Here is a 25,589-nt window from a genome sequence, read left to right as displayed (position 1 = left end):
CCCCCATGACCATTCGCGTCGCTATTAACGGCTATGGCCGTATCGGCCGCAACGTACTGCGTGCCCATTACGAAGGTGGCAAGAAGCACGACATCGAAATCGTCGCCATCAACGATCTGGGCAATGCGCAGACCAATGCTCACCTGACGCAATACGACACCGCGCACGGCAAGTTCCCGGGCACGGTGACGGTCGACGGCGATTACATGATCGTCAACGGCGACAAGATTCGCGTTTTGGCTAACCGCAACCCGGCAGAACTGCCGTGGGGCGAGCTGAACGTGGACGTCGTGCTCGAGTGCACGGGCTTCTTCACCACGAAGGAAAAGGCCGGCGCGCACCTGAAGGGCGGCGCGAAGAAGGTCATCATCTCGGCCCCGGGCGGCAAGGATGTGGACGCTACGGTCGTGTTCGGCGTGAACGAAGGCGTGCTCAAGTCGACCGATACGGTCATCTCGAACGCTTCGTGCACGACCAACTGCCTGGCACCGCTGGTGCAACCGCTGCACGCCAAGATCGGTCTGGAAAACGGCCTGATGACGACGGTGCACGCTTACACCAACGATCAGGTGCTGACCGACGTTTATCACGAAGACCTGCGTCGTGCCCGTTCGGCCACGATGAGCATGATCCCGACCAAGACGGGCGCCGCTTCGGCCGTCGGTCTGGTGATGCCGGAATTGAACGGCAAGCTCGACGGCTACGCCATCCGCGTTCCGACGATCAACGTGTCGATCGTTGACCTGTCGTTCATCGCCAAGCGCGACACGACGGTCGACGAAGTCAACGCGATCCTGAAGGAAGCCGCAGAAGGTCCGCTCAAGGCTATCGCCACGTACAACACGGCACCGCTGGTGTCGGTCGACTTCAACCACAACCCGGCATCGTCGAACTTCGACGGTACGCTGACCAAGGTCTCGGGTCGTCTGGTGAAGGTGACGTCGTGGTACGACAACGAGTGGGGCTTCTCGAACCGCATGCTCGACACGACCGTCGCGCTGATGTCGGCCAAGTAAGTTGCTGCTTCGGTAGTTGCATAAAAAAAGCCGCTGTCGAAAGACAGCGGCTTTTTCTTTTGCGTTCGGGAAAACGCATGAAGACATGCGTTTCTCGTGTGATGACGTTACGACGCCTCGCGACGATTGACCGTCTTCTTGCGACACAGCCCGATCAGCACGCCGAGAATGCCGCCCAACACCAGCCCGCCACCACCGAAGTAGAGCTTCCGGGGATAGACGGCGTGATCGTCAACTTGCGCGGCACTGATGATGCGCGTGTTGTATGACTGATCGGGGGCGAGCAGTTGCGAAACGCGATACCGGCTGTCATTGAGCACTGCCCGCTCCGAGCGGCTGCTCTGGAGGGCGCTGAGTGCCATGACGGAATCCGTGTTCTTGGAATGCGCCAGCGCCGTGCCGAGTTGCTCTTGCGCCTTCGTATTCGCATCGATGGCGGCGTCGATGACGCTCAATTGCTGCTTGGGCAGATCGCGTACTCTTTCCAGAATTGCCGCGTGTTCACTGAGAAGTTGTTGCGCTGCCGTGGAGAGTGCCTGCCCGGCCTGTTGCTCTGAAGTGCCACGCGCGACGATTTCGACGTAGGTGGTGCCTTGGATCGCGCGGGCTTTGATCGTTTTCCAGACAACAGACTTGTGCAGCGCGTCCAGATTGCCCTTGAGTTCGGGCAGCACCTTTTCCGCGAGATCGTCGCGGAAATTGTTCAAACCGACACGTCCGACGGTTTGCTGTATCGACTCGATAAGCGGCCCATCTGGCCCGCTTACCGGGGATCCTGCTGCGCGGCCCACTTGCAGGGTCAGCTTGCCTTCCCATTCTTTCTGCACGAGAAACGTGCTGCCAACACCGATGGCGCCGCCCACAATGGCGAGACTGGCAATCCATTTGATGTTGGTTCGCGCGAAGTTCAGGATGTCTGCGAACGAGACGTCGGACAACCCTTCTGAGGTCGTTTCGTAAGGTGTTTTGTCGTAATTCATCGGGTGGAATCGAACGTCTAGACGTGACCAACAGGTCGTATGCCTTGCGCGAGAGGTAATCACCGTTTGATGCGGTGATCCCTCCTTATGTTCCAAATAACCGACTTGGGGGAACATCTCCCGGATAAGGCCCCCGGGATGGGTAAGGAAATGGAATTAATTCTTCTGCCGGTGCGGGCACGGATCCTTCGTGCAGCTCCCGTACATGGCGAGGGAATGTTCCTGAAGTGCGAAACCGCGCTCTTTTGCGATCAACTTCTGGCGGCGTTCGATTTCTGCATCGAAAAATTCTTCGACGCGACCGCAGTCCAGGCACACCAGGTGATCATGGTGATGGCCTTCGTTGAGTTCGAATACGGCCTTGCCGGACTCGAAGTTACTGCGCGACAATAGGCCGGCTTGTTCAAATTGCGTCAACACGCGGTAGACCGTGGCCAGACCGATGTCGAGGTTTTCGCCGAGCAGGTGACGATAAACGTCTTCGGCGGTCAAATGGCGCACCTCGCTGTTCTGGAAGATTTCCAGAATTTTGAGGCGCGGAAGCGTGGCTTTCAGTCCGATATTTTTCAGATCGGCGGGATTCGGCATCGCTCTACGTCCCTAGAGTACAATACAGCCCCAATAATAATGCCTTTTTGCCTTGCCCGGCGCAAACCGGCGCAAACGGGACGGTTTCAGCCGTCAACGGGGGCGATGTGGCGGCGCGCCCGGCGTGCCGGATCAAGTTCGATTTTTTTGAAAGCGAGTCAGATTTGCGTCGTTATCTCTCCCTTTATGCTGCCGCAGCACTGCTGGCGCTGGCTGGCTGCTCCACGTACGACAGCGTGACCGACAAGGTAATCGGCGTCGTGACGCCGTATCGAATCAACATCGTTCAAGGCAACTTCGTCTCGAAGGAAGCCTACGAACAGCTCAAGGCCGGCATGACGCGCGATCAAGTGCGCCAGGTGCTCGGCACGCCGCTGCTGACCGACATCTTCCACGCCAACCGCTGGGATTACGTCTTCTATTTCAAGCGCGGCAACACCTCGGTGGTGCAGGAGCGCCACTTGAGGGTGTATTTCGAGAACGATGCGCTGGCCCGCTGGGACGGTGGCGAGAACCTGCCGACCGAATACCAGCTGGTGCAGGAAATCGATGGTCAGAAAGGCAAGGCTGTGAAGACCGATGCCCCGGCACCGTCCACCGCGAGCGCGGCCGCAGCGGAAGCGGCATCGCCGTCGCCTGACGCGACTGCCACCGCACCGACGGCAGCTGCAACGCCGGCCGTCAACGATGTGGCCACCGTGTCGACCGACGCGGCGGCCAGCCAGACTGCGCAGACCACGCCGACGAATGCCGGCCTTGCATCGAGCAGCAATGCCGGTACTGCCGGCGGTACGGGCCTGGTGCCGTCGCCGCGCGTGACCTCCGGTGGCGGCCTGTTCTCGGCGCCCAAGTAAGCCGTCAGAAATACAACCAGACTCACCATGATGAAGATTGCGATTGCGGGCGCGTCCGGCCGTATGGGCCGGATGCTGATTGAAACCGTGTTGGCCGCCGATGACGCCGAGTTCGTGGGCGCGCTCGATCGTGAGGGCAGCCCTGCCCTCGGTCACGATGCCGGGGCTTTCCTCGGTCGTGAGACCGGCGTGCACATTACCGCCGATCTCGACACCGCATTGGCCAACGCCGAATTCCTGATCGACTTCACCCGCCCGGAAGGCACGCTGCTGCATCTGGCCGCTGCCGCGAAGCATGGCGTGAAGATGATCATCGGCACGACCGGTTTCTCGGATGAAGACAAGGCACGTCTGGCCGAAGGCGCCAAGCGCGTCGCCGTCGTTTTCGCACCGAACATGAGCGTGGGCGTCAACGCCACGTTCAAGTTGCTCGAAGTGGCCGCAAAGATCCTGAACACCGGCTACGACATCGAAATCATCGAAGCGCACCATCGTCACAAGGTCGATGCGCCGTCGGGTACGGCGTTGCGCATGGGTGAAGTCGTGGCCGACGCCCTCGGACGCGATCTGAAAGAATGTGCCGTCTACGGGCGCGAAGGCGTGACCGGCGAGCGCGATCCGTCGACCATCGGTTTTGCGACCGTGCGCGGCGGCGATATCGTTGGCGACCATACGGTGCTGTTTGCCGGGATTGGCGAGCGCATCGAGATCACGCACAAGTCGTCGAGCCGTCTGTCGTATGCCCAGGGTTCGCTGCGTGCTGCCCGCTTCCTCGTCGAACGCCAGACCGGTCTGTTCGACATGCAGGACGTGCTAGGCCTACGCTAAGCCCCTGCCGGCCGGGGCGGTTGACATGCGAAGCGCGCACGTCGACAACCCGGCCTTTTCGCTTCCCGGCTTCCCCGGCTTTTTTGCCGGCACGCATTGCCAGCACCGCCGTTGCATCCTGTTGGCAACCCTTCGATCTGAAGGTTGCGACGCCCGCCGCCATCGCGCTGAATCCGCACCCGGCGGCGTTATAATCATCGTTTTCCCCGGATCTGCCCCAAATACCCGTGTGCCGCGCCGATGGCCGCACACCGGCAGGGCAAAGCCGAGCCGAATCCTATCTGCCGACCCATCATGCAAGAAAAATACGTTCCCGCCGACGTCGAAGCCTCCGCCCAGTCGCATTGGCAGGCGATCGATGCCTACAAGACCACCGAGCGCGCGGACAAGCAAAAATTCTATTGCGTCTCGATGCTGCCGTATCCGTCGGGCAAGCTGCATATGGGGCACGTGCGCAACTACACCATCAATGACGTGATGTACCGTCAGATGCGCATGCGCGGGTACAACGTACTCATGCCGATGGGCTGGGATGCGTTCGGCATGCCTGCTGAAAACGCGGCGATGGCCAACAACGTGCCACCCGCGAAGTGGACGTACGACAACATCGCCTACATGAAGAAGCAGATGCAGGCGATGGGGCTGGCGATCGACTGGTCGCGCGAAGTCGCCACCTGCTCGCCGGAGTACTACCGCTGGAACCAGTGGCTGTTCCTTAAGATGCTCGAAAAGGGCGTGGTCTATCTGAAGACGGGGACGGTGAACTGGGACCCGGTCGATCAGACCGTGCTCGCTAACGAGCAGGTGATCGACGGCCGCGGCTGGCGTTCGGGTGCGCTGATTGAGAAGCGCGAGATCCCGATGTATTACATGCGCATCACCGATTATGCCGACGAGTTGCTCGGCGATCTGGACGCCCTCGGCTGGCCCGAGCGCGTGAAGGTGATGCAACAGAACTGGATCGGCAAGAGCTTCGGCGTGAACTTCGGGTTCCCGTACGAACTCGACGGCGAGCGCAAGCTGCTGCGCGTGTTCACCACGCGCGCCGACACGATCATGGGCGTGACCTTCTGCGCGATTGCCGCCGAGCATCCGCTCGCCACGCGTCTGGCCGCCGAGCGCCCCGATTTGCAGGCATTCATTGCCGAATGCAAGCAGGGCGGTGTGGCCGAAGCCGACATCGCCACGATGGAAAAGAAGGGCATGCCGACGGGCTTCTTCGTCACGCATCCGATTACGGGCGACAAGGTCGAAGTGTGGATCGGCAACTACGTGCTGATGGGTTACGGCGAAGGTGCCGTGATGGGCGTGCCGGCGCACGACGAACGCGACTTCGCGTTTGCGCGCAAGTACGGTCTGCCGATCAAGCAGGTCGTGGCGCTCGCCGGTGAGACGTATTCGACCGACGCATGGCAAGCCTGGTACGGCGACAAGGACGGCACGCTGATCAACAGCGGCAAGTACGACGGCCTCGGATTCGCCGCCGCCATCGACGCGATTGCCGCCGATCTGAAGGCGCAGGAAGTCGGCGACAAGCAGATCACGTTCCGTCTGCGCGACTGGGGCATTTCGCGCCAGCGTTACTGGGGCACGCCGATCCCGATCATTCACTGCGACACGTGCGGTGCGGTGCCGGTGCCGGAGAAAGATCTGCCGGTGGTGTTGCCGGAAGACCTCGTGCCGGACGGCTCGGGTAACCCGCTCGCGAAGTCCGAATCGTTCCTGAAGTGCGACTGCCCGAAGTGCGGCAAGCCGGCACGTCGCGAGACGGACACGATGGACACGTTCGTGGATTCGTCGTGGTACTTCATGCGCTACGCTTGCCCGGATGCCGACAGCATGGTCGACGCGCGCACCGATTACTGGATGCCGATGGATCAGTACATCGGCGGCATCGAGCACGCGATTCTGCACTTGTTGTACTCGCGCTTCTGGACCAAGGTCATGCGTGACCTGGGGTTGGTGAGCTTCAAGGAACCGGCGCAGAACCTGCTCACGCAGGGCATGGTGCTCAACGAGACGTATTTCCGCGAAGACGCCGCCGGCAAGAAGACGTGGTTTAACCCGCTCGACGTGCAGGTGCAGCTCGACGACAAGGGGCGTCCGGTGGGCGCGACGTCGAAGGCCGACGGCGGCGACGTCGTGCTGGGCGGCATCGAGAAAATGTCGAAGTCGAAGAACAACGGCGTTGATCCGCAATCGCTGATCGATCAGTACGGCGCCGACACGGCGCGTCTGTTCGTGATGTTCGCGGCGCACCCGGAGCAACAGCTGGAATGGTCGGGCGCCGGTGTGGAAGGCGCGAGCCGCTTCCTGCGCCGCCTGTGGGGCTTCGGCCAGTCGCAGGCTGCGTTGCTGCGTCAGGCGGACGCGGCCATCGAGACGGCCAACCCGGCAGCGCAGGCATTGCGCCGCGAGGTTCACGGCGTGCTCAAGCAAGCCAATTACGATTACCAGCGTGTGCAGTACAACACGGTCGTGTCGGCGGCGATGAAGATGCTCAACGCCATCGAGAACGACAAGGGCGCGGCCGGTGCCGGCGCGGTGCGCGAGTGCTACGGCATCTTGCTGCGCGTGCTTTATCCGGTGGTGCCGCACGTCACGCACGGCCTGTGGGATGCGCTGGGCTACGCGGCCGAGTCGGGCGATCTGCTCGATGCCTCGTGGCCGGTGGTGGACGAGGCCGCACTGGTGCAGGACGAAATCGAACTCGTGTTGCAGGTGGCGGGCAAAGTGCGTGGCGCGATTCTCGTGGCCAAGGATGCCCCGCGTGAAGCGATCGAGCAGGCGGCACTGGCGCATGAAATGACGGTCAAGTTCGGCGAAGGCAAGCCGGTCAAGAAGGTCATCATCGTGCCGGGGCGTCTCGTGAACGTGGTGGTCTGAGCCGGCAACGACTGCCGATCCATGATTTGGTGAGAAGAGGGCACATCACGTGCAAATGACATCCGGGCAACGCAGCGCAGGCATGACGCGCAGGATCTTCGGCTGGATCGCCCTGTTGGGCTGCGCGCTGGCGCTCACCGCGTGCGGTTTCCAACTGCGCGGGGCGAGCGAGTACGCATTCAAGCGCTTGTATATCTCCGGCGGCGGTCAGATGGGCATCGATATCAATCGATACATCCGTTATGGGAGCAAGGGGACGGTTGTCGTCGATGCGCCGAAGGATGCCGATGCCCGGCTGGAGATTCTGGGACAGACGGCAACGAGAGCAGCAGTGAGTTTGGACTCGACGGGCCAGGCGCGTGAATACGAAATGCGTAATACGTTCACGTTCCAGTTGGTGACCCCGGACGGTACGCCGATCATTCCGCTCAGCACGATTCGCCTGACGCGCAACCTGCCGTATAGCGACAGCGAAGCGACGGCTCGCGATCAGGAAGCGGCGCTGCTCAATCGCGACATGCAGAAAGATGCTGTCGATCAGATCATTCGCCGGATGGAAGCGGTGAAGACCATGCCTACACCGACACCGGACCACTAAGTCCACTAAGTCCACTACCCCCGAAGGCCATGCAACTGCGCCCCGACGCGCTTGACGCGAATCTTGCCAAGACCCTCTCGCCGATCTACGTGATTTACGGCGACGAGAGCCTGCTCGTGCAGGAAGCGGTCGATCGCGTGCGCGCGGCGGCTCGCGCGGGCGGTTTTACCGAGCGCGATGTGCTGTCGGTCGAGCGCAGTTTCGACTGGGGCGCGCTCGCAAATTCAGGGCAGTCGATGTCGTTGTTCGGCGACCGCAAGCTGATTGAGTTGCGGATTCCCGGCGGCAAACCCGGCAAGGACGGCGGCGCGGCGCTCAAGGCGCATGCCGAAGCGGCCAGCGGTGACGTGCTGACCATCATCACCTTGCCGCGCCTCGATGCGGCGGCGTCCAAGTCCGACTGGTTTACCGCACTGGATCGTGCGGGCGTGACGGTCAAGATCGACGCGGTTGATCGGGCGCGTCTGCCTGATTGGATCTCGCAGCGTCTGGCCGCACAGGGACAGCGTGTGGCCGCGGGCGAAGCGGGACGCCGGGTGTTGCAGTTCATCGCCGATCGCGTCGAAGGCAATCTGCTCGCAGCGCATCAGGAAATTCAGAAACTCGGTCTGCTGTACCCCTCGGGAACACTCGAGTTCGAGCAGGTACAGGACGCCGTGCTCAACGTCGCGCGTTACGACGTCTTCAAGCTGAGCGAAGCAGTGCTCGCGGGCGATACGCCGCGACTCGTGCGAATGCTCGACGGCTTGCGCGGCGAGGGTGAAGCGGCCCCGCTCGTGTTGTGGGCGCTCACCGAAGAAGTCCGCACGCTGGCGAAGATCACGCGCGGCATGGCCGCAGGCAAGCCGCTCGCGATGCTGCTGCGCGAATACCGCGTGTGGGGCCCGCGCGAGCGTTTGATGGAACAGGCGGCGAATCGTGTCACGCCGGCGATGCTTGCCCAAGCGTTGCAATTGGCGGCGCGCCTCGACCGGCAGGTCAAGGGGCTGCGCGCCGACGGTCTGCCCGGCGACCCGTGGGACGGCATGCTGCAACTCGGTTTGTTGCTCGTCGGAAATCGACCGCCAACGGCGCGGTCCGCACGTCCGGCACGCCCGGCGCACGCGTAGATCGCGCCCCAAAAATATCAATTTACGACGGCGGACATGCCGCCGGATCGACCCAATCGACCAGAGTCACGAGATGGATATCAAAGCCTACATGCAGTCGCTGGGCCAGCGTGCCCGTGAGGCATCCCGCGCGATGGCGCGTGCCGATACGGCCGCCAAGAACCGCGCGTTGCTCGCCATTGCCGACGCCATCGAGCGCGACGGCGCGAAGTTGCAGGAAGTGAACCGGCGCGATCTCGACCGCGCGAAAGCCAATGGTCAGGACGCCGCCTTCATCGACCGCCTGACGCTGTCCGACAAAGCACTGCGCACGATGATCGAAGGCTTGCGCCAGATCGCCGGTCTGTCCGATCCCATTGGCGAAATCAGCAACGTGCGCGTGCAGCCGAGCGGCATTCAGGTCGGTCAGATGCGCGTGCCGCTGGGGGTGATCGGCATCATTTACGAATCGCGTCCGAACGTGACCATCGATGCGGCGGCGCTGTGCCTGAAGTCGGGCAACGCGACGATCTTGCGCGGCGGCTCCGAAGCCATTGAGAGCAACACCGCGCTGGCGACCCTCATTGCCGAAGCGCTGGCCGCGACCGGTTTGCCGGGGGATGCGGTGCAGGTCGTCAGCACGCCCGATCGCGCGGCGGTGGGCGAGCTGATTACGATGACCGAGTATGTCGACGTGATCGTGCCGCGCGGTGGCAAGAGCCTGATCGCCCGCCTGATGCAGGATGCCCGCGTGCCGATGATCAAGCATCTCGACGGCATCTGCCACGTCTATGTCGATCAACGCGCCGATGCCGCCAAAGCGCTGGCGATTTGCGAGAACGCCAAGACGCATCGCTACGGCACGTGCAACACGATGGAAACGCTGCTCGTCGACCAGCACGCCATCGCGCAACTACCCGCGATTGCCCGCATGTTTCAGGGCAAGCAGGTCGAGCTGCGCGGCTGCGAGCGCACCGTGGCGGCGCTGACCGATGCGGGTGTGACCGGTGTGGTGGCGGCGACCGAGGAAGATTGGTCGACCGAGTATCTCGCGCCGATTCTGGCGATTAAGATCGTCGATGGTCTGGCACCGGCAATCGAGCACATCAACCGTTACGGTTCGCACCACACCGATGCCATCGTCACTGAAGACTACAGCGCGGCGATGCAATTCCTGCGTGAAGTCGATTCGGCGAGCGTGATGATCAACGCGAGCACGCGCTTTGCTGACGGCTTCGAGTTCGGACTGGGCGCTGAAATCGGCATTTCGAACGACAAGCTGCACGCGCGCGGCCCGGTGGGGCTCGAAGGGCTGACGAGTCTCAAGTACGTCGTGTTCGGTCACGGCGAAGTTCGTCAGTAAGTGACGCATCGACAAGCGCCGCATCGACGCGTGTGAATGTCAGGGACGTGGGTATGAAAGTACAAATTCTCGGCCCGGCCGATTTCCGGAAAATGCCGTGGAAGAACGGCTTGGGCGTGACGACCGAGTTGGCCGTCGCGCATCGCACCGGCGAAGACGGCTTCGACTGGCGCATCAGCACGGCGACGGTCGCCACGGCCGGACCGTTCTCTGTCTTCGCAGGCATCGACCGGTCGTTGGCCATTGTGCGCGGCGGGTCGCTCACGCTGAACGTCGAGGGCCGCGACGACGTCACGCTCACGACACAAACCTCGCCGTATGCGTTCGGTGGCGAACTTGCCGTGAGCAGCACACCCATGCTCGAGAACGCAGGCGTGCCCATCGACGACTTCAACGTCATGACGCGCCGTAGCGAGTGGCAGCACACGCTGGTGCAACATCGCCTGACGGGTGACGTCGTGACGTGGGCACTGCCGACGCAGGCCGGCAGCGTCGCGTTCCTCTACTGTGCAGCGGGCGACGTCAGCGTGGCACTCACCAATGGTGAGGTCGTGAAAGTACCGTCCGGCCACGCGCTCCGTATCGAAGGCATTGATCAAATCGATACCCCCGCGTGCCAACTGCGCGCCGAGGGGCCTTCAAGCGACGTGTTCCTCACCTGCCTGACGCGGCTGCACGACTGACGCCACCCGTGCAACTAGCGCGGCTGACGCAATTGGCGTTATTGGCGTTATTGGCGCGAGCGGCGCAACGTTAGTCCGCAAGTCGCGATTGACGCCCTTCGGCGGGGACGCTCGTCCCTGCCATCCGCACCATCCGTCCGGGTTTCTCCCTGCGTCGCCCCCGTTCCGCCTCCCCCGTACTTCCCCTAGGCCGATCCGGATACTTTTCCGGCGAGCGAAACGGCATACTTCGATTAATCCATATATAAATCGAAGTTCCACCCATGAAACAAACTATCCCCACGTGCGAGGACCCATGCCATGGATCCGTTGAGTGACGTCTTGAGCGATGTCCGGGCGGATGCCGTGGTCACCGGGCGATTTACGTTTGGTGCGCCGTGGTCATTACGAAAGCCTGCACTGGACGGTGTGCCGTTTCGCACCGCGTTGGGGGCGCCTTTCTATCTTGTCGTAGCCGGGATGCCGCCGGTGCGTGTCGAGCCGGGCGATTGCGTGCTGCTGCCGCATGGGCACGAGCATGTGATGTGTTCGTCGCTGGACGAGACGCCGGTGGTCTTCGAGCAAATGATGTCGGCGCAGGGCATCGCGCCACGGCTGGACACGCCGCTGGCATTTCGGGCCGGGGGCACCGGGGCGGTGAGCGAGTTGTACACCGGCGTGGTGATGTTTCGGGAGCGTGTGAAAAACCCGTTGCTCGTGTCGTTGCCGCCGTTGATTCACATCCGTGCGGGTGACCCTGCCGTGCCCGCACTCCTGACCACGACACTCGCCGGGTTCATCGAAGAGTCGATGCAGCGCGGAGCCGGGTGGCGCGTGGCGGTGGCGCGCCTTGCGGATGTGTTGTTCGTGCAGATATTGCGCGCGTATCTGGCGTCGAGTGGCGGGACGAGTACGCACTGGCTGCGCGGCATGACAGACCCGCAGATGGGCCGGGTGATTGCCTCGATGCACGAGGCGCCGTCACGGCCGTGGACGGTGGAGCAGTTGGCGGGCATCGCGGGTATGTCGCGATCCCGGTTCTGTTTGCGGTTCAGGGAGTTGGTCGGGGAGTCGCCGATGTCTTATCTGACCGCACACCGGATGTACATGGCGGCAGAGCGATTGGCGGGCGCCGGAGCGAGAGTGGCAGACGTGGCCGACGCGGTGGGCTATGCCTCGGAGAAAGCCTTCACCAGAGCGTTCCGGCGGTGTTACGGACTCCCGCCGCGCGAGTATCTGCGCAGTTGTGAGCTGGGTCACTAAAAAACAAAAAGCGGGCGGCGCGTCAGCGACCGGCCGCACAAGCAAAAGCACAGGGGTTTTCCCGTCTCGGGACGAACGGCGACCTTTTCGGGTCGGCCGGCCGTTGTTCGGCATTTTTCTCGTTGTGAGAATTCAATCGCCATCCGAAGGCGCGCGCCAAAGCGCGTCGATGCGAGTGGCGAGTCACAACGGGAGAGTCAATGGAATTCCAGCTCAACGGGCGGCCGTTCGTTTTCGAGGGTGAAGACGACACGCCGCTTCTGTGGGTCATCCGCGATGCCGCGGGGCTGACCGGCACCAAATACGGATGTGGTATCGGCGCGTGCGGCGCCTGCACGGTGCATCTCGAAGGCGTCGCCACGCGCACCTGCGTGTTGCCGGTGTCGGCCGTGGCGGGCAAGCGCATCACGACGATCGAAGCGCTGTCGCCCACGCGCTCGCATCCGATTCAGCAGGCCTGGATTGCCAAAGACGTACCGCAATGCGGCTACTGTCAGTCCGGCATGGTGATGGCGGCGGCGGCATTGCTCGACAAGCATCCGCATCCGACCGACGCGCAGATCGATGAGGCGATGACCAATCTGTGCCGTTGCGCGACGTATCACCGTATTCGGGAGGCCATCCATGCCGCTGCTAAACGCTAATCAAGCAGAGCGCGCCGTGCCGAACGCGCGCGATATCGCCGACGGCGCGACGGCCATTGCGTCGCGCTCACGCCGTCAGTGGCTCAAGGGGATGACGTTGGCCACCGGCAGCCTGCTGATTCCGATTTCCGCGTCGTGGGTGGCGAGTCCGGAAGCCCGTGCTGCGACCGGTGAGTCGGCAGGTGAGTCGGCAGGTGAGCCGGGCGATCACCTTATCGAGATCAACGACTGGATTCGCATCGACGCCGACGGTACGACGGTGCTCGGCCTGTCGCAATGCGAAGTCGGGCAGGGCGTGTACACCGGTTTGCCGCAAGTGCTTGCCGACGAGCTCGATGCCGACTGGCGCCGTGTGCGGGTGGAATTCGTCACCGCGCGTGACGCGTATCGCACGGCGGCGGCCAACGAGGCGTTGCAGCAGTTCGTCGGCGCCTCGATGAGCGTGACGCTCTTCTACGAGCGTCTGCGAATCGCCGGCGCACAGGCGCGAGAGGCACTCGTGAGCGTAGCGGCGCAACGCCTTGGCGTGCGCACGACCAACTGCATCACGCGCGAAGGCCGCGTGATTCATCCGCAGTCGGGACGCTCGCTCGGCTACGGCGAGTTGGCCGCCGATGCGGCGAAGCTGCCGCTCAATCCCCATCCGCACCTGAAGACGACGGCCGCGCATGCCCTGATCGGCAAGCCGATGCAGCGCCTCGATACGCCGTCGAAAGTCGATGGCTCCGCTGTCTTCGGCATCGACGTCAACGTGCCCGGCATGCTCATCGGCGCCGTGCGCATGGCGCCGACCTCCGGCGGCACGCCGCTCTCGGTCAAGAATCGCGACGACATCAAGGCGCGCAAAGGCGTGCACGACGTCGTGATCGCCAAAGACGCGATCATCGTGGTGGCCGACGACTACTGGCGTGCCAAGCAAGCCTGCGACGCCCTCGACGTCGAATGGAAGGCGGGCGCTGCGGCCGACAGCGCCACCATTCTTGCCGAGCGCCGCGCCGCACTCACCCACGGCAAACCCGGTATCGCCACCGACATCGGCGATGCGCCGGGAATCATCGCGGCGGGCGGCAAGGTCGTCACCGGCGAGTACCACACGCCTTACATCGTGCACGCGACCATGGAGCCCGTGAACGCGACCGTGCATGTGCGCAAGGATCGCGGCGAGATCGAAGTGTGGGGCCCGATACAGGGACAGGACAAAGTGCGCTGGGCGCTCGGCGGCATCTTCAAGCTGCCGCCCGAGAAAGTGACCGTGCACACCACCTTCCTCGGTGGCAGCTTCGGGCGCAAGTACGTCCCCGATTTCGTCATCCATGCGGCGGTGGCGTCCGCTGCCGTGGGGCGTCCCGTCAAAGTGATCCGTTCACGCGAAGACGATACGCGGCACGGCTTCTATCGGCCCTGCGCGTCCGGCCGGTTTCAGGCCGTGCTGGGGGATGATGGCCTGCCGCGCGCCATGCAGCTACGCGTTGCGGGGCAGTCGCTCTACAACGTCATCAAGAAAGAAAACTACGAGAAGGTGGGCTACGACGAGACCATGCTCGACGGGCTATACGATCTCGCCTACGCCGTGCCGAACCTGCGCGTTGAAGGTGTCGACGTGCCGCAGCCAAACATTCCGGTGAGCTTCATGCGCTCGGTCGGTTCGACGTCCAGCGTGTTTTTCCTTGAGAGCTTCATCGACGAAATGGCCGAGGCGGCGGGCATCGATCCCATCGTCTATCGCAAACGCCTGCTCAAACACGACGCCCTTGCGAGTGCCGTGATCGACACCACGGTCAAGGCTGCCGGTTGGCAGGCACCCGCCAAGCCCGGCGTGCATCGCGGCTTCGGGTATTGCACTTATACGGGGCGGGGGGCGGCGTTCTCCACCTACGTGGCGGTCGCCGTCGAGATGCGCGTCGTGAACGATCACTTCAAGATCGAACGCGTCGTGTGTGGTGTCGACTGCGGTCGTGCGATCAATCCGAATCTGATCCGCGCCAACATTGAAGGCGGCATCGGCTTTGCGCTGACCAATACCTTCAAGAGCCAGATCACGTTTGCAAACGGTGGCGTCGAGCAAAGCAATTTTGGCGACTACCCGCTGCTGTATCTCGTCGAGATGCCGAAGATCGAGACCGTGATCGTGCCGAGCGACCGGCCGCCGCAGGGCTGTGGAGAAGTCTCGCTGCCGCCGATGGCCCCCGCGGTGGCGCAGGCGATCCGGCGCGCCACGGGTGTGCGGCCACGCGCGATGCCGCTGCCGCAGACCGTTGCCGAGGCGCGTGCACTGGCGGGCGGCGTGGCGGCTGACGCAAAGGGTCGCGCGTAATGGATGTCCTCGATGCCGAGGTGCTCGACGCCGTGGCGCGCTGGCAGGCGCAAGGCGACGACGTGCTGCTCGCGACCGTGGCCCGTACGTGGGGCTCAGCGCCACGGCCGGTCGGCGCGATGATGGCGCTCGGTGCACGTGGCCGGGTTGCCGGCTCCGTGTCGGGCGGCTGCATCGAGGACGATCTGCTTGCCAAAGTGGCGGAAGGTTTTCGCCCGGGGCGGCGCCCGCACGTGCAGACCTACGGACTCACTGCCGACGAAGCCCATCGATTCGGCCTGCCCTGTGGCGGGACATTGGAACTGATTATTGAAGCCGTCACCGCGCGCAGCGCCCTCGACGCGATGCGCACGGCGATCAACGCGGGCCAGCTCGGCACGCGCGAGCTTGATCTGCGGACCGGCGAGGCGCGCGTGCGTTACGTAAAACAGCCCGCCGCATTCGCCTACACGCCCGCTCGCCTGACCGTGCCGTTCGGGCCTCGCTGGCGCATCATCGTCATCGGCGACGGGCAACTCACGCGGCACCTCACGGCCATGGCGGTGCCGCTGGGTTATCAGGTCGTGATCTGCGATCCACGCGACATTCACGACATTCACGATATTCACGATATTCACGATATTCACGATATTCACGATATTCACGATGGCGGTGGCGGCGCACACCACACGCCGACGCCACACGTCATGCGTGTGCACGAAATGCCCGATGACCTCATCGTGCGTTTGCGTCCCGACGGCAACACCGCCATCGTGGCGCTCACCCACGACCCGAAGCTCGACGACATGGCGTTGCTCGAAGCGCTCAAATCCGACGCGTTTTATGTCGGCGCCATCGGTTCACACCGGAACCAGTCCTCACGTCGCGAGCGCCTCGCCATGTTCGACCTGACGCCTTCGCAGATTGACCGGCTGTACGGCCCGGTCGGCCTGCACCTCGGCGCAAGAACCCCCCCGGAGATTGCACTGGCCATTCTTGCGGAGATCACCGCGCTTCGCAACGGCACGCTCGGCGACACCACGCGCCGTGTGACGCCTTCTTGTTCTGCTGAATCACCTCCCCCCTCGGTAGTCGCTCATCGCGTTCTCACAAGGAACGAGGGCATGCCGGTTTTGTCGTGCCTGACGGACAGGTTGTTTGGAATCCAATATAAAAATTAGGGAATGTCATGAAACACAAAGTCTGGATGGCAATGGCACTCACCGTCGCGGCGGGCTGCGCCAAGGCGGATGGTTTGCAGATTTACGGCATTTTGGACAACAGTCTGGAATACCTCACTAACGCGGGCACCGGCGCGAACGGCAACAAGTCGTCACTCTTTCGCGTGAGCAACGGCTCGCAGGCGCCGAACCGGTTCGGCTTCAAAGGATCGGAAGATCTGGGCGGCGGCCTCAAGGCCATCATGCAACTCGAAGCGGGTATCAACCTCGACTCCGGGCAGTTGCAGCAAGGCGGGCGCATGTTTGGCCGGCAGGCTTGGGTGGGGCTTCAGAACGAATGGGGCGCACTGACGATCGGCCGCCAGAAGAACCTGATCTACGACGCGTTCCTCGAACTCGATCCGCTGTCGTACTACAGCTACTCGCTGCCTGCGATGGATGCGCAGTTTGCGGGCCGTGCCGACAACTCGATCAAATACGCGGGCAATTTCAACGGCTTCAAGATCGCCGGCCTTTTCTCGACCGGTTACGACGCGACCATTGCCAACGGTGCGCAGGTGCCGGGCGAGTGGCGTGTGGGCAAGGAGTACAGCGTGTCGGTGGGTTATGCCAACGGTCCGCTCAACGTCTCGCTCGTGTATGACCAACAGCAGGGCACATCCGTTGCGACGCAGGGTGCCACGTCACAGCGCGTGGCCGCGGGGGCGAGTTACGCCGTCGGTAACGTCAAACCGTATGTCGGGTATCAGTGGTATCTGAGCAATGTGCCGGGAGTCGCGGGGCGCAATGCGCTGTACTACGCGGGTCTGCAATACCGCCCGGTGACGGAGGTCATTCTCTCCGGGGCGATTTACTACAACGACATCTCGTCGGCTAATCAGCACCCATATTTGCTCGCGGCGAATGCGGCGTATCTGCTGTCCAAGCGCACGCAACTCTTCGCGGAAGTCGGCTTTTCGCGCAATCAGAACAACTCGAATCTCGGCGTGACCGGATATGGGTTGAGCATCGTGCCGGGCAGCAATCAGGTCGGCGTAGCGCTCGGCCTCGCGCACTACTTCTGAGGCGGCACCGTCACCGCCTCGTAACGCACGGCTGATCCGGGGGGACAGCGGTGCGGGAAGTGTCGGACGCGCCCGGTGCCAGGCACAGCATCGGGCGCGCGTCTGACTCGGTGGGCGACACGCATGTGAGTTGTATTAATCACAGTTTCGGCAAAAGGGCGCAGCGACGATACTTCATTCACCGGCTCACGCAACACCGCGCAAAGCCAGAATCAAGGAGAAACACCATGCCCGCACTCATGCTCGCCGCCGAATACGCCTTCCAAGGTCTGATCATGCTCTCGACCGCCGCACCGTTCTTTCAATAAGCGAACGGGGGCAGCAGCCCCCGGCTGCAAAACGAAAAAGGCCGCTTCGGGAATCACCCGAAGCGGCCTTTTTCTTTGCGATTTTCGCGAGCCGGGGCACGAGACCCCGAGTCACAAATCGCGAATCGCGACAGATCAGTGACGGAAGTGACGCGTGCCCGTCATCAGCATGGCGACATTGCGCTCGTCGGCAGCGGCGATCACTTCGTCGTCGCGCATCGAACCCCCCGGATGAATCACGCAGGTGGCGCCAGCATCGACCACCACGTCCAGACCATCACGGAACGGGAAGAATGCGTCCGACGCCACGGCCGAACCGTTCAGCGACAGACCGGCGTTTTGCGCCTTGATGCTCGCAATACGTGCCGAGTCCACGCGGCTCATCTGGCCCGCGCCCACACCCAGCGTCATGCCGCCGGCGCAGAACACGATGGCGTTCGACTTCACGTACTTCGCCACGCGCCACGCGAACAGCAGGTCTTCCATTTCCTTCGGCGTCGGATGACGCTTGGTCACCACGCGCAGTTCATGCGGTGCCACGTTCTTCGCGTCCGGCGACTGCACCAGCAGACCGCCACCCACACGCTTGAAGTCGTACTGATTCACGCCGTTGCCCAGCGGCACTTCGAGCAAACGCACGTTCTGCTTCGCAGCGAACACTTGCTTGGCGCCTTCCGTGAACGACGGGGCCAGCAGCACTTCCACGAATTGCTTGGCCACGGCCTGTGCTGCGGTCTCGTCGACTTCACGGTTGAACGCGATGATGCCGCCGAAAGCCGACGTCGGGTCGGTCTGGAATGCCTTTGCGTAAGCGTCGGCCGGCGTTGCCGCCACGGCCACGCCGCACGGGTTGGCGTGCTTGATGATCACGCAGGCCGGGGCGTCGAACGTCTTCACGCATTCCCACGCGGCGTCCGCGTCGGCGATGTTGTTGTACGACAGTTCCTTGCCTTGCAACTGGCGATAGTTCGCGAGCGAGCCTTCCGGCGTGGTGATATCGCGATAGAACGCCGCGCTCTGGTGCGGGTTCTCGCCGTAACGCATGTCCTGCACCTTCGTGTACGCCAGGTTGAGCGTGGCCGGGTAGGCGGTGCGCTCGCTGTGACGCAGTGACTCACCGAGGCTCGTCAGGTAGTTGGTGATGGCGCCGTCGTACTGGGCCGTATGCGCAAACACCTTCGTCGCGAGACGGAAGTTCGTGGTGTAACCCACGGTGTTGTTATTGGCCTTCATCTCGTCGAGCACCACGGCGTAGTCGGCCGGGTCGACCACGACGGTCACGTCGCGATGGTTCTTTGCGGCCGAGCGCAGCATCGTCGGGCCACCGATGTCGATGTTCTCGATGGCGTCTTCGAGCGAGCAGTCATCCTTGGCAATCGTCTGCACGAACGGGTACAGGTTCACCACGAGCAGGTCGATCGTCGGGATGCCGTGCTGGTCGAGCGCAGCCATGTGTTCGGGCAGGTCGCGTCGCGCCAGAATGCCGCCGTGCACTTTGGGGTGCAGAGTCTTCACGCGCCCATCGAGCATTTCCGGAAAGCCGGTGTAGTCGGCCACTTCGGTCACCTTGAGGCCAGCTTCGGCCAACAGCTTGGCGGTGCCGCCAGTGGAGAGAATCGACACGCCCTGTGCAGCGAGCGACTTGGCGAAGTCGACGATGCCGGTCTTGTCGGAGACGGAGATGAGAGCTTGCTTGATCATGACGGACGGTAGTGAGGCGGCAAATGAAGCGGCAAAAACGGACAAATAGGGCGGGCAGAAACGTTGGGGCTGACCTCAGCCTTGCACGCGCGCCCCCTGGCGGGGCAAAACAGGTAGCGCGCTCGCATCGTTGACACCCGCGCCGCCACCCGTCGCCACGGGCGACTAGAGCAGGCCGTGCTGCTGCAACTTCTTGCGCAGCGTGTTGCGGTTGATCCCCAGATATTCTGCGGCGAGCGACTGATTTCCATCGGCCTTGCCCAGCACGAATTCGAGCAACGGCTTTTCAACGACGGTGACAACCATATCGTAGACATCGTGTGGTACGGCGCCGTCCAGATCACGGAAATACGAATCCAGACTGTCGCGTACGCATTGTTCTATGTTTGTTTTGCTCATGCGGCTAATAGCTCCCTCGGCGATTCTTGTTCATAGCAGAGACGGTCCGAGTGCGCCTTCTGCTGTTCGAAAAATTCGTTGACCGCAGCCAACTGGTCTTGCGTGCTGTCCAGCGTGTTCATACGCTGGCGGAACGTGGCCGCCCCCGGCAGCCCGCGCGAATACCACGCAATATGCTTGCGCGCCGTTCGCACCCCGGTGAACTCCCCGTAGAACTCGTAATGGTCTTCGAGGTGTTCGTTCATGATTTGCTGAATCTCATCGACGCGCGGCGCTAAGGCAATCTCGCCCGTCGTGAGAAACAGCTCGATGTCGCGGAACAGCCACGGCCGGCCTTGTGCGGCGCGGCCGATCATGATGGCGTCCGCCCCCGTGACATCCAGTACGTGTTTGGCTTTCTGTGCCGAGGCGATGTCGCCATTGGCGACGATCGGGATGCGCGCAGCGGCCTTCACCGCGGCAATCGTCTCGTACTCGGCATCGCCGTGATACAGATCGGCGCGCGTGCGCCCGTGCACGGTCAGCATGCTGATGCCGCACTCTTCGGCGATACGCGCCACCGTGAGTGCGTTCTTGTGGTCGCGGTCCCAGCCCGTGCGGATCTTCAGCGTCACGGGCACCACGTCGCCCACGGCACCGACCACGGCCGACACGATGCGTGCGACCAGCGGTTCGTTCTGCAACAGGGCCGAACCTGCGGCGACGTTGCAGACCTTCTTGGCCGGGCAGCCCATGTTGATGTCGATGATCTGGGCGCCGTTCTCGACGTTGTAGCGCGCGGCCTCGGCCATCATGGCCGGGTCGGCTCCGGCGATCTGCACGGAAATCGGTGCCACCTCGCCCGCGTGGTTCGCGCGGCGCATGGTTTTCTCGCTCTTCCAGAGCTGAGCGTTCGAGGCCACCATCTCCGAGACGGCATAACCTGCCCCCAGCCGTTTGCACAGCTGGCGGAATGGCCGGTCCGTCACGCCAGCCATGGGCGCGACGAAGAGGTTATTGCGGAGTTCGTGGGGGCCGATACGCACGATGCAGGGAGTCGCCGGGAAAAAACGAGCATTTTACTGCGAAAACCGGTCCCCGTCGCCTAAAAAATGTGCACGCTCACCCGCGTTGCCCGAACATCATCTGGCGGGCGAAGGCCGTCTTGAGCGGCGGCACGAGGTCGAGACTGGCGAGTGCCATGCCCCGCAGCACGGCCACGGGCGCGGCTTCGATGCCGAAAACGCGTGGCAGCAGGTCGGTAATGCGGATGGTCATGCCACGGTCGGCACGGCGGCGCCGGGCGAAGGCGGCGAGGGCCGCCGGGCCGGGGATGCCTGATGTGCTGCCGGTGCCGGTGCCTGTGGCGTTGGCAGCGCTGGCGTGGGGTGCCGTCGTGTTCGAGCCGCGCGCCTCGTGAGTCCCGCGCATGTGGTGCACCAGCGTGTCGGCCAGGTCGAACGCGTCACGCAGGCCCAGATTGAGGCCTTGGCCGGCCACGGGATGCAGTGTCTGCGCCGCGTTGCCGATGGCGGCGACCCGCCCGTCGACCACCTGTCCCAGCGCGTTCAGGCCCAGCGGGAAGCCCGCCCGGCCGCTGATCGTCGTGAAACGGCCCATGCGGTCGCCGAATGCGGCGTGCAGTTCGGCGAGGAAGCTGGCGTCGTCCATGTTGCGGCGGCGCTTGGCCTCGTCGTGCGAGCAGCACCACACCAAAGCGTAGCCGTGGTCCTGCGGCAGCAGCGCCAACGGCCCGTCGGCTGTGAAGCGCTCCCACGCCCAGCCCGCCCGCGGGCGTTCGCAGGTGACAAAACCGACGAGCGCCGTCTGGCCGTAATCCCGTGCGCGGGGACGGGAGGTCTGGCTTTCGAACAGCCCGCCTTCGGCATTGACGGCCAGCGTGGCGTGCAACGTCTCGGCATGATCGTCGGCGGTGGTGCCGAGCGTGATCGTGACCTGTTGCGCGTCCTGACGCAGGGCGATGGCCTGATACGGGCGGAAGTGATGCAGCCCCGGGGCAAGTTCTCCCGATGCTCCTGTTGCTCCTAAAGAGAGCGGTGCCTGCGGCGAGTGCTCGACTCGCGTGGGCACTTGCGACATGGCGTTGTCGAGCGCGCGCATGAGCGCGCCGTACCGCACCACGTAGCCCAGCGCCGGCACACCATGCTCGCGAAAATCGATCTCGGTGCTGCCGAAGCGGCGCGCCTGCGATACGTGAATATGCTGAATCGGCGTGGTGGCGAGGCCGGTATTGGCGCGGGCGGACGAGGCGTGGGCAGCATGGACTGCATGCGCCGGGTGCGGCCACGCCCCGGCGCGCGCCAGAATCTCACGGCTGCCGTGCGAGAGGGCCAACGCACGAGGGTCGTCATAGCCTGCCTGCGGCCCGCGCGCGTCGATGAGCGCCACGCGCATTTGCGGCGCGCGCTGGGCGAGCAACAGCGCCAGCGCCGTGCCGACCGGGCCGGCACCGACGATGGCGACGTCGAAACGCCGGGGAATCGGCTCAGGAGTCATGTCCGTCGTCGTCATATCAGAACGCAGGCTCGCCCATCAACCGCGCATGAGCGCTTCGATCTCGTCGGCGTCGACGGGCACGTCGCGGGTGAGCAGCGTGCAGCCGGTCGCCGTGACAACCGCGTCGTCTTCGATGCGGATACCGATGTTCCAGTAACGCTCGTCGATGTCCGGTGCAGGGCGTACATAAATGCCCGGCTCGATGGTGGTGACCATGTTCGCCGCGAGCGTGCGCCACGGCCGCTCGCCGTTCGGTCCGTCTTCGCGATATTCGCCGCAGTCATGCACGTCCATGCCGATCCAGTGGCCGGTGCGGTGCATGTAGAAGCGGCTAAACGACTTGTCGGCGATCACGTCGTCGACGCTGCCGGCCGTGTCACGCTTGAGCAGCCCGGTGTCGAGCATGCCCTGCGCAAGCACGCGCACGGCGGCGTTGTGGGGCGCGTCGAAGGCGACACCGGCGCGGGTGGCGTCGATGGCGGCCTGCTGCGAGGCGAGCACGATGTCGTAGAGTTCGCGCTGTGCGGGCGTGAAGCGCCCGTTCACCGGGAACGTGCGCGTGATGTCCGAGGCGTAGCCGTCGAGCTCGCAGGCGGCGTCGATCAGGCACAGATCGCCGTCGCGCAGCTCGGTGTCACCGGCGCGGTAGTGCAGCACGGTCGTGTTGGCACCGGCAGCCACGATGGAGCCATACGCCGGAAACTGTGAGCCATTGCGACGGAATTCGTAAAGCAGCTCGGCTTCGAGGTGATATTCGCGCAGCCCCGGGCGCGACGTCTTCATCGCGCGCACATGGGCATCGGCCGAGATCTTGCCCGCGCGCGCCATGATGTCGATCTCGTGGGCGTCTTTAATCAGGCGCATCTCGTCGAGAATCGCGCGGATGTCATGGGCTGCGGCCGGTGCCGACACGCCGGTGCGGCTCTGCGCACGCACGGTGTTCAGCCAATGGCGCACCTGACGGTCCTGCTGCGCAGAGGCACCCAGCGCATAGAAGAGCGCCGGAGTATCGGCCATCAACTGCGGCAGACGCGTGTCGATTTCATCGATCGGATAGGCGGCGTCGAAGCCGAACGTTTCGCGCGCGGCTTCCGGGCCATAGCGATAGCCGTCCCAGATCTCGCGTTCTTCGTTCTTTGCGCGGCAGAACAGAATCGACTGGCCGTTGCGGCTATCGAGTACCACGACCGCCTCGGGCTCGGTGAAGCCCGAGAGGTAATAGAAGTAGCTGTCGTGACGATAGGGATAGTCGCTGTCGCGGTTGCGTGCCACTTCCGGCGCGGTCGGCACGATGGCGAGACCGCCGCCAGCCTGACGCATTTGCTCGATGGCACGCGCACGGCGGGCGCGGTAAGGGGAATCGGTCATCGCGGGCTCCATTCTTGTCGTATTGAGGCGATTCTACTGCCGGGGGTTCAGCGCTGCCGAATGCTCTCGGATGCTTCCGATTGCTATCGGGCGCTAACGGTGTCGTTCAGTGCAGCCAACTGCGCCGGCGTGCCGACGTTTTCCCACTCGCCGTCAAAACGCTCGCCCGTGGCGCGGGCGTCGGCAATCGTGCGTTGGTACAGCGGCGTGAGTGCCATGCGTGTGCCCGGGGCAATGCCGTCGAACAGACGCAGGTCGTATAGCGCGATGCTGCCGAAGGTGAGCGGTACGGCGCCGGGCGGGGCGTTCTCGCGCAGATGCAGCCGATGTGCGGCGTCGAGCGCGAAGTCACCCGCCGGATGAAACGGCGGGTTCGGCACCATCACCAGATGCATGCCGGGCTGCGCCTGCGCGGCCAGACGTGCCGCAGGCGCGCGCAGCGTAGCGAAATCGAAATCGGTGAACAGGTCGCCCGCGATGGCCAGGAACACGTTGCCCGCGCCTTCGAGAGACGGGCGCGCCTGAACGATGCCGCCCGCCGTCTCGAGGGCTTCCCCCTCGGCCGAGTAGGTGAGGCGTACGCCGAAGCGGCTGCCGTCGCCGAGCGCGGCTTCGATCTGTGCGCCCAGCCAGGCATGGTTGATGACGATGTCGGTGTAACCCGCCCGCGCGAGGGCTTCGATCTGCCAGACGATCAGCGGCTTGCCGGCCACCGGCAGCAACGGCTTTGGCGTGGTGTCGGTGAGCGGGCGCATGCGATCGCCGCGCCCGGCGGCGAAGATCATCGCCTTGAGCGGCATCGGCGCAGGGGTTGCGCTCAGGGGCCCGGCCATTGCGGGCGCCTCAGAACGTGTAGCCGACGTCGACCTGTTGGTCGGTCAGCGTGTCGAGCAGCCGTGCCAGCGGGCGCAGCGGCGCGTAACGCTCGGCCACCTTGCGGGCGTAGTCGATGAAGCGCGGGGTATCGGCCAGATAACGCGGCTTGCCGTCGCGATAGTTGATACGGGCAAAGATGCCGAGCACTTTCAGATGGCGTTGCAGCCCCATCCATTCGGCCTGACGGTAGAACTCGCCGAAGTCGGCGTCGACCGGCAGCCCGGCCTTGCGCGCGCGTTCCCAGTAATAGGCCAGCCAGTCGAGCTGACGTTCTTCATCCCAGCTCAGGAACGCATCGCGCATGAGCGAGATCACGTCGTAAGTCAGCGGGCCGTACACGGCGTCCTGAAAATCGAGAATGCCCGGGCCGGTCGTGCCCGGCAGACCCGGCATCAGGTTGCGCGGCATGAAGTCGCGATGCACGAACACCTTGGGCTGCGCGAGGGCATTGTCGATGAGCAACTGATTGATGCGATCGAGCGTGGCACGCTGGTCGGCTGTCAGTTCGACTTTCAGATGCTTACCGATGTACCAGTCGGGGAAGAGATCGAGCTCGCGCTGGAGCAGTGCCGTGTCGTACGCGGGCAGGACGTCGGCCCGGGAGCTTTTTTGCCACACGATCAGCGCATCGAGCGCCGCGCGCATGAGCGGGCGGGCGTTGTCGTCGTCGAGCACGTCGAGGTAAGTCTGGTGGCCCAGGTCGGTGAGCAGCAGGAAGCCTTGGGCCAGATCTTCGGCGAGCACCTTGGGTGCTTGCAGGCCGGCGTCGTCGAGCAATTGCGCGACGTGCACGAAAGGACGGCAATCTTCTTGCGGCGGCGGGGCGTCCATCACGATCAGGCTCGGATGTGCCGGATCAAAACTGCCGATGCGGAAATAGCGCCGGAAGCTCGCGTCTGCCGAGGCGGGCGCCCACTGCGCCATGTCGAGCGAAAACGGCTCGGCCAGCCCTGAGAGCCAGGTGGCAAGCGATTGCAGGCGGGAATCGTCGGTAGCGGCGCCGAGCAGGCTGGAAGCCTCGGAAACACTCGTGGGAGCAGAGGGTTGTGCGGTCATGATGGGGGCGGTAAACGTCTTGCCATATAATACCCGATCATGTTTTCCCGACGCCCTGATTCTCGACCTCGATCGAC

22 protein-coding genes are annotated in these 25,589 nt (G+C 63.7%); 13 read left to right on the top strand and 9 right to left on the bottom strand.

Annotated features, from left to right (window positions below; translation table 11 throughout):
• The first annotated feature begins 5 nt into the window (after positions 1 to 5).
• Complete coding sequence (gap, locus tag AT302_RS23895; RefSeq protein ID WP_058376133.1) at positions 6 to 1,016, top strand: type I glyceraldehyde-3-phosphate dehydrogenase; 1,011 nt, start codon at positions 6 to 8, stop codon at positions 1,014 to 1,016.
• 107 nt (positions 1,017 to 1,123) lie between these two features.
• Here the strand turns inward: gap and AT302_RS23890 are convergent, their stop codons facing one another.
• Both AT302_RS23890 and fur read right to left on the bottom strand, forming a co-directional pair.
• Positions 1,124 to 1,996 carry a GumC domain-containing protein gene (locus AT302_RS23890; protein ID WP_058376132.1) on the bottom strand — a complete coding sequence of 291 codons (873 nt, stop codon included), beginning with the start codon at positions 1,994 to 1,996 and terminating at the stop codon, positions 1,124 to 1,126.
• A gap of 156 nt (positions 1,997 to 2,152) precedes the next feature.
• Positions 2,153 to 2,584, bottom strand: coding sequence for a ferric iron uptake transcriptional regulator (fur, locus tag AT302_RS23885; RefSeq protein ID WP_023594193.1), 432 nt, complete (start codon positions 2,582 to 2,584; stop codon positions 2,153 to 2,155).
• Between the two features lie 164 nt (positions 2,585 to 2,748).
• Between fur and AT302_RS23880 the strand changes: the two genes are divergently transcribed.
• The 12 genes from AT302_RS23880 (at position 2,749) to AT302_RS23825 (ending at position 17,308) form a co-directional block, all read left to right on the top strand.
• Entirely contained in the window at positions 2,749 to 3,438 is a 690-nt protein-coding gene (locus tag AT302_RS23880) for an outer membrane protein assembly factor BamE (RefSeq protein WP_084656650.1), read from the top strand.
• 30 nt (positions 3,439 to 3,468) lie between these two features.
• Positions 3,469 to 4,266, top strand: a complete 798-nt coding sequence (gene dapB / locus AT302_RS23875; RefSeq protein WP_058379911.1) for a 4-hydroxy-tetrahydrodipicolinate reductase — start codon at positions 3,469 to 3,471, stop codon at positions 4,264 to 4,266.
• A gap of 294 nt (positions 4,267 to 4,560) precedes the next feature.
• Complete coding sequence (gene leuS, locus AT302_RS23870; protein WP_058376130.1) at positions 4,561 to 7,152, top strand: leucine--tRNA ligase; 2,592 nt, start codon at positions 4,561 to 4,563, stop codon at positions 7,150 to 7,152.
• Positions 7,153 to 7,234: 82 nt separating this feature from the next.
• Complete coding sequence (locus tag AT302_RS23865) at positions 7,235 to 7,750, top strand: LPS-assembly lipoprotein LptE (protein WP_058376129.1); 516 nt, start codon at positions 7,235 to 7,237, stop codon at positions 7,748 to 7,750.
• A 29-nt stretch (positions 7,751 to 7,779) separates the two neighbouring features.
• Positions 7,780 to 8,859 (top strand): DNA polymerase III subunit delta, encoded by a 1,080-nt coding sequence (holA, locus tag AT302_RS23860; protein ID WP_058376128.1) that lies wholly within the window; start codon positions 7,780 to 7,782, stop codon positions 8,857 to 8,859.
• 73 nt (positions 8,860 to 8,932) lie between these two features.
• Positions 8,933 to 10,201, top strand: a complete 1,269-nt coding sequence (locus AT302_RS23855; protein ID WP_058376127.1) for a glutamate-5-semialdehyde dehydrogenase — start codon at positions 8,933 to 8,935, stop codon at positions 10,199 to 10,201.
• 53 nt (positions 10,202 to 10,254) lie between these two features.
• Positions 10,255 to 10,884 (top strand): HutD/Ves family protein, encoded by a 630-nt coding sequence (locus AT302_RS23850; protein WP_064675002.1) that lies wholly within the window; start codon positions 10,255 to 10,257, stop codon positions 10,882 to 10,884.
• A gap of 300 nt (positions 10,885 to 11,184) precedes the next feature.
• Positions 11,185 to 12,126 carry an AraC family transcriptional regulator gene (locus AT302_RS23845; RefSeq protein ID WP_058376125.1) on the top strand — a complete coding sequence of 314 codons (942 nt, stop codon included), beginning with the start codon at positions 11,185 to 11,187 and terminating at the stop codon, positions 12,124 to 12,126.
• Positions 12,127 to 12,326: 200 nt separating this feature from the next.
• Positions 12,327 to 12,770, top strand: a complete 444-nt coding sequence (locus AT302_RS23840; protein ID WP_058376124.1) for a (2Fe-2S)-binding protein — start codon at positions 12,327 to 12,329, stop codon at positions 12,768 to 12,770.
• Positions 12,771 to 12,861: 91 nt separating this feature from the next.
• A complete protein-coding gene (locus AT302_RS23835) occupies positions 12,862 to 15,084 on the top strand; it encodes a xanthine dehydrogenase family protein molybdopterin-binding subunit (protein WP_157125970.1) in 2,223 nt (740 codons plus the stop codon).
• Positions 15,084 to 16,244 (top strand): XdhC family protein, encoded by a 1,161-nt coding sequence (locus AT302_RS23830; RefSeq protein ID WP_064675001.1) that lies wholly within the window; start codon positions 15,084 to 15,086, stop codon positions 16,242 to 16,244. Before AT302_RS23835 ends, AT302_RS23830 begins: the two co-directional genes overlap by 1 nt.
• Before the next feature lie 8 nt (positions 16,245 to 16,252).
• Entirely contained in the window at positions 16,253 to 17,308 is a 1,056-nt protein-coding gene (locus AT302_RS23825; RefSeq protein ID WP_058376122.1) for a porin, read from the top strand.
• A gap of 443 nt (positions 17,309 to 17,751) precedes the next feature.
• Here AT302_RS23825 and purH read toward each other — a convergent pair whose 3' ends face one another.
• From purH to AT302_RS23790, 7 genes are all read right to left on the bottom strand, one after another.
• A complete protein-coding gene (purH, locus tag AT302_RS23820; protein WP_058376121.1) occupies positions 17,752 to 19,317 on the bottom strand; it encodes a bifunctional phosphoribosylaminoimidazolecarboxamide formyltransferase/IMP cyclohydrolase in 1,566 nt (521 codons plus the stop codon).
• A gap of 165 nt (positions 19,318 to 19,482) precedes the next feature.
• Positions 19,483 to 19,716, bottom strand: coding sequence for a Fis family transcriptional regulator (locus AT302_RS23815; RefSeq protein ID WP_058376120.1), 234 nt, complete (start codon positions 19,714 to 19,716; stop codon positions 19,483 to 19,485).
• Positions 19,713 to 20,741, bottom strand: coding sequence for a tRNA dihydrouridine synthase DusB (gene dusB / locus AT302_RS23810; RefSeq protein ID WP_084656433.1), 1,029 nt, complete (start codon positions 20,739 to 20,741; stop codon positions 19,713 to 19,715). The genes AT302_RS23815 and dusB overlap by 4 nt, the downstream gene beginning before the upstream one ends.
• 76 nt (positions 20,742 to 20,817) lie before the next feature.
• Positions 20,818 to 22,212, bottom strand: coding sequence for an FAD-dependent monooxygenase (locus AT302_RS23805; RefSeq protein ID WP_237172007.1), 1,395 nt, complete (start codon positions 22,210 to 22,212; stop codon positions 20,818 to 20,820).
• A 36-nt stretch (positions 22,213 to 22,248) separates the two neighbouring features.
• Complete coding sequence (locus AT302_RS23800) at positions 22,249 to 23,580, bottom strand: aminopeptidase P N-terminal domain-containing protein (RefSeq protein ID WP_084656432.1); 1,332 nt, start codon at positions 23,578 to 23,580, stop codon at positions 22,249 to 22,251.
• Positions 23,581 to 23,663: 83 nt separating this feature from the next.
• On the bottom strand, positions 23,664 to 24,413 hold the full coding sequence (gene murU, locus AT302_RS23795) for an N-acetylmuramate alpha-1-phosphate uridylyltransferase MurU (RefSeq protein ID WP_237172006.1): 750 nt from the start codon (positions 24,411 to 24,413) through the stop codon (positions 23,664 to 23,666).
• Positions 24,414 to 24,423: 10 nt separating this feature from the next.
• Complete coding sequence (locus AT302_RS23790) at positions 24,424 to 25,512, bottom strand: aminoglycoside phosphotransferase family protein (RefSeq protein ID WP_064675000.1); 1,089 nt, start codon at positions 25,510 to 25,512, stop codon at positions 24,424 to 24,426.
• Between the last annotated feature and the right edge of the window lie 77 nt (positions 25,513 to 25,589).

Origin of the sequence: Pandoraea norimbergensis (assembly GCF_001465545.3) — a bacterium.
GTDB lineage: Bacteria > Pseudomonadota > Gammaproteobacteria > Burkholderiales > Burkholderiaceae > Pandoraea > Pandoraea norimbergensis.
Note: the sequence above shows the minus strand (reverse complement) of the source record. Positions and strands in the feature narration are given on the sequence as shown.